This window comes from Pseudomonas tohonis, assembly GCF_012767755.2.
GTDB classification, from domain to species: Bacteria; Pseudomonadota; Gammaproteobacteria; order Pseudomonadales; family Pseudomonadaceae; genus Metapseudomonas; species Metapseudomonas tohonis.
Genome location: NZ_AP023189.1, coordinates 5,431,299 through 5,445,828, shown reverse-complemented (window position 1 = coordinate 5,445,828; position 14,530 = coordinate 5,431,299). Strand labels below are relative to the sequence as shown.

Annotated in this window: 8 protein-coding genes; 6 read left to right on the top strand and 2 right to left on the bottom strand. The window is 70.7% G+C overall.

Features of this window, described 5'->3' with window-relative positions; all coding sequences use genetic code 11:
- The first annotated feature begins 61 nt into the window (after positions 1–61).
- From HSX14_RS25010 to HSX14_RS25000, 3 genes are read left to right on the top strand one after another with little or no spacing between them, the layout of a single operon-like run.
- A complete protein-coding gene (locus tag HSX14_RS25010; protein WP_173172819.1) occupies positions 62–760 on the top strand; it encodes a glutathione S-transferase family protein in 699 nt (232 codons plus the stop codon).
- Complete coding sequence (locus HSX14_RS25005; protein WP_173172821.1) at positions 757–1,065, top strand: GIY-YIG nuclease family protein; 309 nt, start codon at positions 757–759, stop codon at positions 1,063–1,065. The genes HSX14_RS25010 and HSX14_RS25005 overlap by 4 nt, the downstream gene beginning before the upstream one ends.
- A gap of 52 nt (positions 1,066–1,117) precedes the next feature.
- The gene (locus HSX14_RS25000) at positions 1,118–2,053 is read left to right on the top strand and encodes a glutathione S-transferase family protein (RefSeq protein ID WP_173172823.1); all 936 of its coding nucleotides are present in this window, start codon (positions 1,118–1,120) and stop codon (positions 2,051–2,053) included.
- A 57-nt stretch (positions 2,054–2,110) separates the two neighbouring features.
- On the opposite strand, the gene yejK is transcribed toward HSX14_RS25000, so the two are convergent.
- Positions 2,111–3,118: a nucleoid-associated protein YejK gene (gene yejK / locus HSX14_RS24995; RefSeq protein ID WP_173172825.1), complete on the bottom strand. Its 1,008-nt coding sequence runs from the start codon at positions 3,116–3,118 to the stop codon at positions 2,111–2,113.
- Positions 3,119–3,291: 173 nt separating this feature from the next.
- On the opposite strand from yejK, the gene HSX14_RS24990 reads away from it, so the two are divergent.
- Positions 3,292–8,259, top strand: a complete 4,968-nt coding sequence (locus tag HSX14_RS24990; protein ID WP_173172827.1) for a tetratricopeptide repeat protein — start codon at positions 3,292–3,294, stop codon at positions 8,257–8,259.
- Positions 8,260–8,267: 8 nt separating this feature from the next.
- Here HSX14_RS24990 and HSX14_RS24985 read toward each other — a convergent pair whose 3' ends face one another.
- Positions 8,268–9,596: a TAXI family TRAP transporter solute-binding subunit gene (locus HSX14_RS24985; protein WP_173172829.1), complete on the bottom strand. Its 1,329-nt coding sequence runs from the start codon at positions 9,594–9,596 to the stop codon at positions 8,268–8,270.
- 123 nt (positions 9,597–9,719) lie between these two features.
- Here HSX14_RS24985 and sbcD point away from each other — a divergent pair, with 123 nt between their 5' ends.
- Both sbcD and HSX14_RS24975 read left to right on the top strand, forming a co-directional pair.
- The gene (sbcD, locus tag HSX14_RS24980) at positions 9,720–10,940 is read left to right on the top strand and encodes an exonuclease subunit SbcD (protein WP_173172831.1); all 1,221 of its coding nucleotides are present in this window, start codon (positions 9,720–9,722) and stop codon (positions 10,938–10,940) included.
- Between the two features lie 89 nt (positions 10,941–11,029).
- On the top strand, positions 11,030–14,452 hold the full coding sequence (locus HSX14_RS24975; protein ID WP_173172833.1) for an AAA family ATPase: 3,423 nt from the start codon (positions 11,030–11,032) through the stop codon (positions 14,450–14,452).
- Positions 14,453–14,530 lie beyond the last annotated feature (78 nt).

Below are 14,530 nucleotides of genomic sequence, written 5' to 3'. Positions count from 1 at the left end.
TGGTGGCTGCGCCGCGCAATATTGCCTAAGCTCGCCGGCGACTCTCTCGCCGGTGCCCATCATGATCAGGCTGTTCCAGTTCCCCGCCGGGTTCGACGTGCCCAATGCCAGCCCCTTCTGCCTCAAGCTGGAGACCTTCCTGCGCCTGGCGCGGGTGCAGTACCAGGCGCAGACCCTGATGGACCCCCGGCGCGGCCCCAAGGGCAAGCTGCCCTACATCGACTTCGACGGCGAGCTGATCGCCGATACCGCGATCATCCAGCGGGTGCTCACCGAGCGCCTGCACCTGCGGCTGGACGAGCACCTCGACGACGCCGGCCGTGGTCGCGCCCTGGCCGTCACCCGCCTCTGCGACGAGCACCTCTACTGGCTGCTGGTGTATTTCCGCTGGCTGGAGGGGGAGGGCTGGGCGCAGACCCGCCAGGCCTTCTTCGGCAACCTCGGCCCGCTGGCCGGGCGCCTGGTGCCGCCGCTGGTGCGTCGCAAGGTCCGCCGCGACCTGTTGGCCCAGGGCCTCGGCCGGCATGATCGCGAAGAGCTGCTGGTGTTCGCCCGCGAGGACCTGCAAGGGCTCACCGACCTGCTCGGCGACGACACCTTCTTCGGCGGTGCGCGCCCCTGCAGCGCCGACGCCTCGGCCTACGGGCTGCTGGCCAACCTGGTGCAGTGCACCCTGGAAACCCCGCTCAACCGCCTGGCCCGCGAGTACCCGCGCCTGGTCGATTACTGCCAGCGCATGCGCACGGTGGCCTGGGCATGAGCGAGGCTCCACCGCGTCCCTGGTTCGTCTACCTGGTGCGTGCCGCCAACGGCGCGCTCTACTGCGGCATCAGCGACGACCCGCAGCGCCGTTTCGCCCAGCACCAGAGCGGCAAGGGCGCACGTTTCTTCCATTCCAGCCCGGCCCAGGCGCTGGTCTACATCGAGGCCTGCGCCGGCAAGGGCGATGCCCTGCGCCGCGAACGCGCCATCAAGCTCTTGCGCAAGTCCGCCAAGGAAGCCTTGGCCGCAGCCTACATAGCGGCCGCTGATGGCGTGGTATCAGCGCCGGTGGATAGGCCCTGAACCCGAGGGCGGCTAAGCTGCCCACCCTGACAAGAACGATAAGGAGCCCGACATGCACGAGTTGATCCTGCACCACTACCCGACCTCCCCCTTCGCCGAGAAGGCCCGCCTGCTGCTGGGCTTCAAGCAGCTGTCTTGGCGTTCGGTGCACATTCCGCCGCTGATGCCCAAGCCGGACCTGATGCCCCTGACCGGCGGCTACCGCAAGACCCCGGTGCTGCAGATCGGCGCCGACATCTATTGCGACACCGCGCTGATCGCCCGCCGCCTCGAAGCGGAGAAGGCCGTGCCGGCGCTGATCCCGCCGGGCCTGGAATTCAACGTGGCGAGCTTCTGCCACTGGGTGGATTCGGTGATCTTCCAGCACGCGGTGAGCCTGGTGTTCCAGCCCGAGTCCATCGCCGTGCGTTTCGGCAAGCTGCCGCCGGAAGCCATCAAGGCCTTCATCGCCGACCGCGCCGGGCTGTTCAGCGGCGGTACCACCACGCGGCTGCCCGCCGAGGTGGCCAAGCACAACTGGCCGACCTTCATGGCCCGCCTGGAACAGCAACTGGCCCGCGAGGAGGGTGACTTCCTGTTCGGCGAGCCGAGCATGGCCGACTTCTCCCTGGCCCACTGCCTGTGGTTCCTCAAGGCCACCCCGATCACCGCGCCGCTGGTGGACGACTACCCGGCGGTCGCCGCCTGGCTGGGCCGCGTGCTCGGCTTCGGCCATGGCGCCGCCAGTGAGCTGAGCGCCGCCGAGGCCATCGAGATCGCCCGTGCCGCCGAACCCGCGCCGCTGCCGGACGAGCCCTTCTTCGACGCCAACGGCTTCACCGCCGGGCAGAAGGTGGCCATCGCCGCGACCGACTACGGCGTCGACCCGGTGGAGGGCGAGCTGGTGTTCGCCGGCCGCGAGGAGCTGATCCTGCGTCGCGAGGACGAGCGTGCCGGCGTGGTGCACGTGCACTTCCCGCGTGTCGGCTTCCGTATCGAAGCGCGCTGATCCGCAGGCGCACAAAAAAGCCCGGCATTTGGCCGGGCTTTTTCGTTACGGCGGACTTCAGTCCTTGCGGCGCTTGAGCTGGTCCTTCAACTGGGTCGGGACCTGGCGGATGATCAGCATGTCGCGGCCCTCGTCGTACTCGATCTTCGAGCCCAGCAGGTGGGCCTCGAAGCTGATCGACAGGCCCTCGGCGCGGCCGGTGAAACGCTGGAACTGGCTGAGGGTGCGCTTGTCCGGCGGGATTTCCGGCGACAGGCCGTAGTCCTTGTTGCGGATGTGCTCGTAGAAGGCGCGCGGGCGGTCCTCGTCGATCAGCCCGGACAGCTCCTGCAGGGTGATCGGCTCGCCCAGCTTGGCCTGGGTACTGGCGTAGTCCACCAGGGTCTTGGTCTTCTCGCGGGCCTGCTCCTCGGCGAAGTCCTCGTGCTCGACGAAGTCGCTGAAGGCTTTGAGCAGGGTGCGGGTCTCGCTCGGCGCGTCGACGCCTTCCTGGCAGCCGATGAAGTCGCGGAAGTAGTCCGAGACCTTCTTGCCGTTCTTGCCCTTGATGAAGGAGATGTACTGCTTGGACTGCGCGTTGTTGCGCCACTCGGAAATGTTGATCCGGGCGGCCAGGTGCAGCTGGCCCAGGTCCAGGTGGCGGGCCGGCGCCAGGTCCAGCGCGTCGGTGACGGTGACGCCTTCGCTGTGGTGCAGCAGGGCGATGGCCAGGTAGTCGGTCATGCCCTGCTGGTAATGGGCGAAGAGCACGTGGCCGCCGGTGGAGAGGTTGGACTCCTCCATCAGCTTCTGCAGGTGCGCCACCGCCTCGCGGCTGAAGGCGGTGAAGTCGCGACCGCCCTCCATGTAGTCCTTGAGCCAGCCGCTGAAGGGGTAGGCGCCGGACTCCTCGTGGAACAGGCCCCAGGCCTTGCCCTGCTTGGCGTTGTAGCTCTCGTTGAGATCGGCCAGCAGGTTCTCGATGGCCTTGGATTCGCCCAGCTCGCTGTCGCGTGCATGGAGCACGGCGGCGCTGCCATCGGGCTTCTTGTCGATGAGGTGGACGATGCAGTGGCGGATCGGCATGGGCGTACCTGTGAAGCTGTGGATAAGGGCGCGCGGGTGGCTCGCCCGGCAGGCCGCAGAGTTTACCTCAGCCTCGGCCGGGATGAGGGACCTTGTGACCCGATCGCTTGTTGCCGGGCCCGCGCCTCCCTAAAGTGACGCCATTCCCGCTGCAATGACCAAGGATGGTTCCGATGTCCAGCCTGATCCTCGATACGCCCCTGCTCACGGTCGACGCCGAGTCCATCCACGCCCTCGAGGCGCTGGCCGACCGCGGCCTGTTCCTCCGGGCCCACGCCAGGGCCACCGAACTCGGCGACTACCGCCACTGGCGCGGTGCCGCCGCCATGGCGCTGGCCTCGCGCCTGGTTGCGCAACTCGGTGCCCCGCGCCTGGGCGATGCCCTCGCCTGGCTGGGCTACCGCCGCTACCCGGAGGCCGCCGAGGCGCGCCTGCGCTACGCCCGCTTCCTGCTGGCGCGCCGTGGCCAGTACCGCGCCTGGGAATTCCTCCAGCGCTTTTCCGACTGGTTGCCGGAAGAGCCCGGCCTGCGCGCCGAATGGCTGTCGTTCCAGGGCTACCTGCGGGCGCTGCTGCGTGACTTCGGCCGCAGCGCCGAGCTGCACGACGCGGCCATGCGACTGGGCACCAACGATCCATGGCTGCTGGTGGAGCGCTCCTACAGCCTGGAGCAGGAAGACCGCTACGCCGAGGCGCTGGAGCTTTGCGAGGGCGCCCTGGCGCTGCTCCCCGACTTCCGCTCCGCGACCCTGCAGGCCGCCCAGCTCGAACTGCAGCTGGGGCGCGAGGAGGCCGCCCGTACCCGCCTGCTGGACGCCACCCGGCGGATGGAGAGCGCCGGGCTCTGCGCGCAGCTGATCGACCTGCTGATCGAGCGCGAGGAACTGGACGAGGCCGAGCGCCTGATCGAGCGCTCCCTGGAGCTGGCGCTGCTGCTGGAGAAGGGCATGCGCGGCTGGTACGCCGGCCGGCGTTGCGACATCGCCTGCCTGCGCGGTGACCACGAGCGGGGCCGGGCCCTGGCCCTGGAGGCGCAGAGTCCCTTCTACACGATGGTCGCCGAGCGCCTGGCGGAACCGAAGGGCGGTCGCGTCCTGCTGCCGGTCACCTTCGTCCGCCAGCACCACATGACCTGCGTTCCCGCCACCCTGACCGCGCTCTCCACCTACTGGGGCCGCCCCGTGGCGCACCTGGAGGTGGCCGAGGAGATCTGCTACGACGGCACCTCCTACCACGCCGAGCGCGCCTGGGCCGAGCGCAACGGCTGGCTGGTGCGCGAGTTCACCGTCGACTGGGCCACCAGCCGCGCGCTGATCGATCGCGGCCTGCCCTTCACCCTGTCCCTGCAATACACCGGCAGCGGCCACCTGCAGGCGGTGGTCGGCTACGACGAGCCCCGTGGCACCGTGCTGATCCGCGACCCCGGCCAGGCGCAGTTCGGCGAGAGCATCGCCGAAGGCCTGTACCAGACCCAGCGCGCGTCGGGGCCACGCGGCCTGCTCCTGCTGCCGCCCGAGGAAGCCCACCGGCTGGACGGCCTGGAGCTGCCGGAGCGTGCGACCTGGGACCTCTACTACCGCCTGGTCAGCGCCCTGGAGGTGCATGACCGCGAAGAGGCCCTGGCCGCGTTCGAGGCCCTGCGCGAGCAGGCGCCGGGGCACCGCCTGACCCTCCAGGGCCAGCGCACCCTGGGCTGGTACGACGGGCGCGAGGCGCAGGTTCTGGAGGCCACCGAAGCGCTGCTGGAGCGCTTTCCCGACGATGCCAACCTGATCCTGTCCAAATCCACCTCCCTGGCCCACCTGCACGCCCGCGAACAGCAGCTGGACTGGCTGGCCGGCCATTGCCAGGCGCGCTGGAGCGACGCCGGCATCCTGGTGCGCTACACCAGCCTCCTGGTGGAGGACGGCAGCCAGCTGGATACCGCGCGCCACCTGCTGGGCCGCGCCCTGCGCCAGGCGCCGGGGCATGCCCAGGCCTGGAACGAGCTGGCCAGCCTGCGCTGGAACGAAGGCAGCCGCGAGCAGGCCTGCGAGCTGTACCGCATCGCCGCGTGCCTGCACGACACCAACGAGGGCTACAGCAGCCAGTACTTCCGCGCCCTGCGCTGCCTGGGCCGCACCGAAGCGGGTCTGGAGTTCCTGCGCCAGCGCCAGGCGCGCCTCGGCGCCCTGGCCGCCGGCCCGACCCTGACCCTCTGCGAATTCATCGAGGAGCTGTCCGATCCGCTGCAATGCCGGCAGATCCTCGAACAGGCCCTGGAGCGTCGCCCCCAGGACCCGGCGCTGCTGCTCAACCTCGCCGACTTCTACGGTCGCCACGGCGAGCTGGAGCTGAACGAGGCCATGCTGCGCCGCGCCGAGCCGGTGAGCCGCCGGGGCACCTGGCTGCGCGCCGCCGTGCTGCACAGCCAGCGCAGCGATGGCGACACCCAGCGCGCCCTGGCCTGGTGCCGCGAGGCGGTGGAGCTGGACCCGCTGAACATGAGCCTGCACCGCATGCAGGTGCAGCTGTTGCGCCAGAGCGCCGGTGAAGAGGCGGTGGACGAGTACGTCACCGCACAGGCCGAACGCTTTCCCCACCACTGCGGCATCGCCGAGCTGGCGGTGGAACGTGCCCAGCGCCGGTCTCTGGAAGACGCCGAGGTCGCCCTGCGGCGCCTGCTGGCCAGCCACCCGGAGTACGCCTGGGCGATCCGCGAACTGGCCGTGACCCTGGCGCGCCTCGGCCGCCACGAAGAGGCCCTGGAGTTCTGCGAGCAGGCCCGGCGCACCGACCCGCGCAGCTCCAGCAGCTATTCCACGCGTGGCTTCGTGCTGCTCCAGGGCGGCCAGCGCGAGGCCGCCCGCGCCGCCTTCCGCGAGGCGCTGGAACGCTCCGCCGACAATGACTACGCCAGCAACATGCTGCTGGAAACCTGCACCACCCAGGGCGAGGCCCTGGACGATCTCGACTTCATCCACCGCCAGCTGGTGGCCCAGGTCACCTTCGGCGACGGCTGGCTGGCCTACCCGGAGCAGGCGCGCAGGCTGCTGGAGCCACAGGTGCTGCTGGAGCAGTTGAGCGAGGCCCTGCAACAGCGTGCCGACCTCTGGCAACTGTGGGTGGTGGTCGCCGCCCAGCAGGCCGAGATGGGCCACCCGGAGCAGGCCGAGAACCTGCTGCAATCGGCCATCGAGCGCTTCCCGCTGATGCCGCGCCTGGCCCTGGAGCGCGCCCAGCTGCAAAGCAGCCAGAAGCAGTACGCCGAGTGCCGCGAGACCCTGCGCGAGAGCTTTCGCATCAACCCGCTGTGGACGCGCAGCGTGCGCCTCTACGTCGAGAGCCTGCTGGACGAGGGCGCCGACCTGGAGGAGGCCGAGCAGTTGCTGCGCAGCGTGCTCGCCCGCACCCCCGACAACACCGAGCTGCGTGCCTACCTGGGCTACGTGCTGGGCGAGCGCGACAACCCGGCCGAAGGGGCCATCGAGGCGGAGAAGGTGCTGCGCGAGGAGCCCGGCAACGGCTGGGTATGGAACCAGTTGCGCCGCTACAGCGCCGCCCTGGAGACGCCCGCGCGCCCCCTGGAACTGGCCCGCGAACTGACCCGCCTGCGCGCCGGCGACGCCGACGCCTGGCTGGCGCTGGCCGAGCAGGAAGAGGGCTTCGAGGCCAGGGAGCCGGCATTGCGCCAGGCCCTGGGACTGAGCCCGCGCCACCGCAGCGCCAACACCCAGCTGGCCGAGGGGCTGCTGGCCGCAGGGCGCTTCGACGAACTGCGCCAGCTGCTGGATGCGCCCTGCTGGGGTGGTGCGACACCCCCCGACCTGGCCCTGTTCGGCCCCCGCGCCACGCGCGAGGAAAAGGACCTGCCCAGCGCCCTGGCCGAGCTGCGCCAGCTGCTGGAGCGCCAGCCGGCCTTCTTCGATGGCTGGCGCACCCTGGCCGACTGGCAGGACGATGCCGGCGACTATGCCGCCTACGTGGAATCGGCCCGCGAGATGGTGCGCCTGGAACCCCGCCAGGCCATCGCCCATGGCTTCCTCGGCCACGCCCTGTGGCTCGATGGCAAGGGCGAGGAGGCGCTGTCGTCCTTCCTCCGTGCCTACGAGCTGGACGCCTGCTACACCTTCGCCGGCCTGCACGCGTTCGACCTGCTGCTCGAGCACGGCACGGTCGAGGCCACGCGCGAGGTGCTGGAGCGGCTGCTGGAGGCGTCCAGCCAATCCTCCGTGCTGATCCGCGCCCTGCGCTTCGCCGTGCCCCGGGGCGACGAGGCGCTCAAGCGTCGCGTGCTGCAACCGCTGTGCCGTGACGGCGGCGTGGTCGAGGCCTGGTCGGAAGTGCTGAAGATCCTCGGCCAACCGGACAAGGACACGCTGCTGTGGGAAAACCTCGAGGCCGGTGTCGCCGACGGCTCCCTGCATTACGCCGCGGCCTTGTACTGGCTGCGGCGCGAAGACGGCCGCTGGATGCCCGGCTCGTTGTGGAAGGGCTTCCTGCGCCTGCTGGAGAACGATCCGCAGCATGCCGGCAAGCACGCCATGCTGGAGCTGCTGGCCAACCGCAAGAACGCCAGCCGGCTGCTGGTGGACGCGCTTGAGGCCAGCCGCGAGGCGATCCGCAGCGACGGGGTGATCTGGGGCATGGCCAGTTACGCGATGGTCAACCAGGAGCGCTACGAGCTGATGTTCGACTGGCTCTCGGACTGGGAGCAGAACCCGCAGGCGCCGGCCTGGGGCCTGGACAACCTGGCGCTGGGCCTGCGTGCGCGCAAGCTGGATGGGCGTGCGGCAGCGGTGTCGCGGTTGTCCCTGGAGCGCGACCCGCAGAACCACGACGCCATGGTCTGGCTGGGCTTAGATGCCGCCATGGCCGGTGACCTGGAGGCCGTGGAAGGCTGGCTGGAGCGCCTGCAGGGCGCGCGGCCGCGGCCCTTCTTCCGCTGCATGCAGCACCTGCTGGAAGGCTTCACCGCCGCCTCGCGGGAAGGCGGCAGCGGCGTTGCCGTGGCGCACTTCCGCACCGCCCGCGCGGTGGCCAAGGGCAGCGAGCACGGCTCCTACTGGCGCCTGCGCCGGCACCTGGCGAAGGTCCTGGCCTTCGGCCCGACGACCCCGGCCTGGCTGGCGCCGCTGCGCTACCTGCAACTGCGCTTCTGAGGTCCCGTTCAGGCCTCGCCATCGCGGCTCCTGGCCTTCAGCGCCTGGAGCCGCTCGATCACGTAGCGCAGGTGCACGTGCAGGTCGTACAGCTCGTTGGAGTAGGAGAGCGGCACGTCCACCTTGGCCAGTTGGTCCTCCAGCTCCTCCAGCTTGCCGATCTCGCCGTCCAGCTCCTCGCGCAGGGTGCCGGCGTCCAGCTTGCGGTCGATCTCGCGCAGGTACTTGTACCAGCGGTAGATGCGCGCGCGGATGCGCCAGCGGTACACCGGGCCCACGGCCTTGAACAGCGGGAACATCACCACCAGCAGCGGGATCAGCAGGATGATGTAGCGGTCCGCCAGGGAGGCGATGCGGAAGGGCAGGTAGCGTTGCAGGATCGGCAGGCCGTTCTTGTAGTAGTAGGCCGCCTCGTCCAGCGTCGAGAGGGTCATCGGCTGGGCGGCGGGGTAGCGGCCGGCGGGGTCGAGCAGGCTGCCGTTCTTCATCACCTCGCGGGCGGCTTCGAGGATCAGCGGGGTCAGCGAGGGGTGGAATTCGTCGTTGGCCACCAGGGTCGCCACCGGGCCCAGGGTGAGGATGTCCCGCGAGGGGCTGTTGCTGGCGAGGTTGAGCAGGCCTTCGCCCACTTCAAGTTTCGTCAGGTAGGGCAGGCGCGCGCGGTAGGCGGCGCTGCGGCGCAGGCTCACCAGGTCCAGCTCGCTGCGTGCGGCCAGCCGCTGCACCACGGCGTTCTCCGCCGGGCCGACGAAGAAGGCCGCGTCCAGCTCGCCGGCGATCAGCGCGTCGGCGGCGCGGGTGCCGCTGAATGCCTGCCAGGCCTGCGGGTAGCCCTCCGGCTCGATCCGGTTGGCCTGCAGCAGCGCCGCGGCGATGGCGCGGGTGCCGCTGTTGGGCGTGCCGATGGCGACCCGCAGCTGCAGCAGGTCGCCCATGGCGTCGATGTCCACGTCCTTGCGTTTGAACAGCCACAGCGGCTCCTGGTACATCACCCCGAGGCCGTGCAGGCGTTCGCGCTCACGCGCCGGCAGGGTCAGTTCCTGGCCGCTCTGCACCAGGGCCATCTGCACCTCGCCGCGCTGCAGTTTGCCGAGGTTGTCCAGGGAGCCGCCGCTGGGCACCAGCTCCAGGGTGAAGCCCTGGTGCGCCAGTTCCTCCTTGAGCTTCTCGGCGAACAGCGCGTAGCCGCCGTTGGCGCCGCCGGTGGCCAGGGTCGCGTGCATGGGCGGCGGCGGGGCGACGAAATAGAACACCGCGCCCACCAGCGCGGCCACCACGGGCACGGTCCAGAGGTTGGCCAGCAGCATGATCTTCAGGTCTTTCAGGAACCTTGGCATGGGAGTCCTTGGGGCGGGGAATTGAGGGGAAGGATAGCCACTGGCGAAGCGGCGGTTGCCTCCCGGTGCCGGTAAATGACAAGGTGGCCGCCTTCCCGTTCCCCGCGACAAGTGACAGACCCGATGCGCATCCTGCACAGCTCCGACTGGCATCTCGGCCAGCATTTCATGGGCAAGACCCGCCAGGCCGAGCACCAGGCCTTCTGCGCCTGGCTGCTGGAGCAGGTGCATGAGCATCGGGTGGACGCGGTGCTGGTGGCGGGCGACGTGTTCGACACCGGCGCGCCGCCCAGCTACGCCCGCGAGCAGTACAACCGCTTCGTCATCGACCTGCGCGACGCCGGTGCGCAGCTGGTGGTGCTGGGCGGCAACCATGATTCGCCCGCCATGCTCGGCGAGAGCCAGGCCCTGCTGGCGGCCCTGGGCACCCGCGTGGTGCCGGGCGTCGCCGCCGACCCGCAGGACCAGGTGCTGGTGCTGCGTGGCCGTGACGGCGAGCCGGGTGCGGTGCTCTGCGCCATCCCCTTCGTGCGTGCCCGCGACGTGCTGCAGAGCCAGGCCGGGCAGAGCGCGGCGGACAAGCAGCTGTCCCTGCAGCAGGCGATCCAGGCCCATTACGCCCAGCTGTTCGCGCTGGCCGAGCAGCGCCGCGACTCGCTGGGCGGCGGCTTGTCGATCCTCGCCACCGGCCACCTGACCACCGTCGGCGTCAGCGCCAGCGAGTCGGTGCGGGAAATCTACGTCGGCGCTCTGGAGGCCTTCCCCACCAGCGCCTTCCCGCCCGCCGCCTACATCGCCCTGGGGCATATCCACAGGCCGCAGAAGGTCGGCGGCCTGGAGCACATCCGCTACAGCGGCTCGCCCATCCCGCTGTCCTTCGACGAGGCCGGGCAGGCCAAGGAAGTGCTGTTGGTGGAGGTGGATGGCGAGGGCCTGCGCAGCGTCACGCCCTTGCCGGTGCCCTGCTTCCAGCCCCTGGCCAGCGTGCGCGGCGCCCTGGCCGAGCTGGCCGGCGCCATCGCCGAGCAGGCCCGCCGGGGCACGCCCGAGCGGCCCGTCTGGCTGGAGGTGCAGGTGAGCACGGACGACTACCTGAGCGACCTGCAAGGCCGCGTCGCCGCGCTGTGCGAAGGCCTGCCGGTGGAGGTGCTGCGCCTGCGCCGCGAGCGTGCCGGCCTGGCTCCGGCCCTGCTGGGCGCCGCACGCGAGACGCTGGACGAGCTCAGCGCCGAGGACGTGTTCGTACGCCGCCTGGAGCTGGAGCAGCTGGACGAGGACCAGGCCCGGCGCCTGCGGGACCTGCACCGTGGCGTTCTGGAAGAGGTCCGCAGCGAGCGCAGCTGAACGCCGGGGCGGACCCGCTATCGCCGCCAGGCCTGCAAGGGCGGGCGGAGAATGCCAGAATGCCGCTCCCATCCCCTGGCGGCTTTTGCATGAAAATCCTCAGCCTGCGCCTGAAGAACCTCAACTCCCTCAAGGGCGAGTGGAAGATCGACTTCACCGGCGAGCCCTTCGCCGGCAACGGCCTGTTCGCCATCACCGGCCCCACCGGTGCCGGCAAGACCACGCTGCTGGACGCCATCTGCCTGGCGCTCTATCACCGCACCCCGCGCATGAGCAGCGTCTCCGCCACGGTCAACGAACTGATGACCCGCCACACCGCCGACTGCCTAGCCGAGGTGGAGTTCGAGGTGAAGGGCGTGGGCTACCGCGCCTTCTGGAGCCAGCGCCGTGCCCGCGACAAGGTCGATGGCGGCCTGCAGGCGCCGAAGGTGGAGCTGGCGCGCATCGCCGATGGCGAGATCCTCACCGACAAGATCAACGACAAGCTGCGCCAGACCGAAAGCCTCACCGGGCTGGATTTCGAGCGCTTCACCAAGTCCATGCTGCTGGCCCAGGGCGGGTTCGCCGCCTTCCTCGAAGCCAGCGCCAACCAGCGCGCCGAGCTGCTGGAGGAACTGACCGGCACCGAGGTGTACGGGCTGGTCTCCGAGCGTGTCTACCAGCGCACCAGGGAAGCCGAAGCCGCCCTGGGCCAGCTGCGCGCGCGGGCCGAGGGCGTCGAGTTGCTGGGCGAGGAGCGGCGCCAGCAGCTGCAGGACGAACTCACCGAGCTCATCGATCGTGAAGCGGCACTGCTCGGCCAGCAGGACAGCCTGCAGCGCCAGCGCCAGTGGCGTGAAGCCCTGGCCGGCGCCGAGGCGCGCCAGCTCGCCGCCGTGCAGCAGGGCCAGGATGCCCGGCAGGCGCTGGAGCAGGCCGGCCCGCAGCTGCAGCGCCTGGCCGCCAGCGAGCCGGCCGAGCGCCTGCGCCCGCAGCACCGCGATTGGCAACGGGCCGGGCAAGCGGTCACGGAGGCCACCACGGCCCTGGCCCAGATGCGCGAACAGAAGGCCCAGGCCGAGCGCGAGGTGGTCGACGGCCTGTGGCAGGCGCGTGGCTACAGCCAGCAGCGGGCGACGGCCCTTGCCGAACGGCACGATGCCTTGGCCGATCAGCGCCGGCAGGTAGAGGCGCAACTGGCGGCCAATCCGCAACACGGCCTGCTCGGCGAGCGCCTGGGCGCCTGGCGCGAGCAGCTCGGCGCGCGTCGCAACCTGGCGCAGGCCATCGCCCAGTCGCTGGCGCGCCAGCAGCAGGAACGCCAGGACGCGGAGCACTTGGCGCAACGCATCGCCCGCCTGCAGGCCGCGCTGGGTGAAAGCGAGCAGCGCCTGGAGCGCGCCCGCGACGGCGAAGCGCAACGCCAGGCCGCGCTCGATGCGCTGCTGGCCGGCCAATCCGAAGCCGCCCTGCGCGAGCGCTGGCAGCGCCTCAGCGACCAGGGCCACCAACTCGCCCGCCTGCAGCAACTGGCAGATACCCGCACGCGCCTGGAGCGGCAACTGGCCGACGCACGGGGCGGCATCGAAACCGACGGCCGTGCGCAGGTGGAGAAGGCGGCGGCGCGGGACGCCCTGCGCCTGCAGTTCACCGACCTCAAGCAACAGATCCAGGACAAGGAAAAGCTGCTGGAGCAGGAGCAGCGCATCCTCAAGCTCGAAGCCCACCGCGCCGCCCTGCAGCCGGGGGAAGCCTGCCCGCTGTGCGGCTCCCATGAACACCCGGCGATCGACGCCTACCGAGCGCTGGATGTCTCCGACACCCAGGCCGCCCTTCAGGCCAAGCGTGCCGAACAGGACCAGGTGCGCGAGCGCGGCGAAGCCCTGCGTGACGAGCTGGCCGCGCTGGAGGCGCAACTGCGCCAGCGGCAGCAGGAGGCGCAACGCCTGCAGGACGAATTGCACCAGGTGCAGGCGCAGTGGCAGCAGCACTGCGCGGCCTTGGGCCGGCCCCTGGCCGATGCCCAGTCGGTGGCGGAGGCCCAGGCGCAGCAACAGGCGGAGCTCGCCGCCCTGCAACGCAGCCTGGGGGAACTGGATGGCCTCAAGCAGGCCCTCGAAGGCGCCCGTGCCCAGCGCGAGCAGGCGCAGCGCCAGCAGCTGGAAGCCGCCCAGGGGCACGCCCTGGCCCTGCAGGAACAGGACGCGTTGCGCCGCCGCGAAGCGGAGAACACCGGGCACCTGGGCCAGCTCCAGATGCAGCAGGCCCGCCAGGACGCCGAGCTGGGCGCGGCCCTGGCCGAGTTCGGCCATGCCCTGCCCGAGGACAGCGAGGGCTGGCTGGATGAGCGCGAGGCGGAGGCGCGCACCTGGCGCGAGGCCCAGGCCCGGCAACAGCGGCTGGAGCGGGACGAACAGGTGCTCCTGGCGGAGCTGCACGCGGCCCAGGGCGCTGCCGACCGCTGGCAGCAGCGTTGGAGCGCGCTCGGCCAGGCCGATGGCGAGCCCCCGGCCCCTGTGGATAACCCCGCCACCGCCTTGGAGCAGGCCGAGCAGCGGCTGGCGCTGGCCCAGGAACGCAGCCAGGGCCTGGGCGGGCGCGAGCACAGCCTGGTCGAGCGACTGGAGGCCGCGCGTGCCTCGCTCGACACCCAGCGTGCCGCCTGGGAACAGGCGTTGGCGCAAAGCCCCTTCGCCGATGAGGTGCAGTACCTCGCCGCGCTGCTGGACGAGGACGCGCGCAGCCAGCTACTGGCGCTCAAGGCGCGCCTGGAGAAGGCCTGGACCGAAGCCCAGGCCCTGGAGGCCGCGGCCCGGCAGAGCCTGGCGGAGCTGCAGGCGACGCCGCGGACCGAACTGGCCCTGGCCGAGCTGGACGAGCGCCTGCAGGTGCTGCAACGGGAACTGCGTGCGCTGGCCGAGCGCCAGGGCGAGGTGCGTGGACAGCTCACTGGCGATGAGCAGCGCCGGCAGAACCAGCAGGCGCTGTTCGCCGAGATCGCCGCCCAGGAAGGCGCCTGTGATCTCTGGCAACGGCTCAACGGGCTGATCGGTTCGGCCGACGGTGCCAAGTACCGCCGCTTCGCCCAGGGGCTGACCCTGGATCACCTGATCCACCTGGCCAACCAGCAGCTGGAGCGCTTGCACGGCCGTTACCAGCTGCGCCGCCGCGCCCTGGGCGAGCTGGAGCTGGAAGTGGTGGACACCTGGCAGGCCGATGCCGCCCGGGACTGCCGCACCCTGTCTGGCGGCGAAAGCTTCCTGGTGAGCCTGGCGCTGGCGCTGGCGCTGTCCGACCTGGTCAGCCACAAGACCAGCATCGATTCGCTGTTCCTCGACGAGGGCTTCGGCACCCTCGACGGCGAGACCCTGGAAGTGGCCCTCGATGCCCTGGATGCACTCAATGCCAGCGGCAAGATGATCGGCGTGATCAGCCACGTCGAAGCGCTCAAGGAGCGCATCCCGGTGCAGCTCAAGGTGCACAAGGGCGTGGGCATGGGCTACAGCCGACTGGATGCGCGCTTCGCCTTGTGATGGGTCGGGCGGCGTTGCGCGAGCGCAGCGAAACCCATGCGGTGATGGGACCGCTGCGCGCTCCTTGGCGACTGAAGT

What these genes read in the sequence shown, in the direction of transcription:
- HSX14_RS25000 (WP_173172823.1), top strand. Translation starts at nt 1,118, where the DNA reads ATGCACGAGTTGATCCTGCACCACTACCCGACCTCCCCCTTCGCCGAG.
- sbcD (WP_173172831.1), top strand. Translation starts at nt 9,720, where the DNA reads ATGCGCATCCTGCACAGCTCCGACTGGCATCTCGGCCAGCATTTCATG.
- HSX14_RS25010 (WP_173172819.1), top strand. Translation starts at nt 62, where the DNA reads ATGATCAGGCTGTTCCAGTTCCCCGCCGGGTTCGACGTGCCCAATGCC.
- yejK (WP_173172825.1), bottom strand. Translation starts at nt 3,118, where the DNA reads ATGCCGATCCGCCACTGCATCGTCCACCTCATCGACAAGAAGCCCGAT.
- HSX14_RS24990 (WP_173172827.1), top strand. Translation starts at nt 3,292, where the DNA reads ATGTCCAGCCTGATCCTCGATACGCCCCTGCTCACGGTCGACGCCGAG.
- HSX14_RS24975 (WP_173172833.1), top strand. Translation starts at nt 11,030, where the DNA reads ATGAAAATCCTCAGCCTGCGCCTGAAGAACCTCAACTCCCTCAAGGGC.
- HSX14_RS24985 (WP_173172829.1), bottom strand. Translation starts at nt 9,596, where the DNA reads ATGCCAAGGTTCCTGAAAGACCTGAAGATCATGCTGCTGGCCAACCTC.
- HSX14_RS25005 (WP_173172821.1), top strand. Translation starts at nt 757, where the DNA reads ATGAGCGAGGCTCCACCGCGTCCCTGGTTCGTCTACCTGGTGCGTGCC.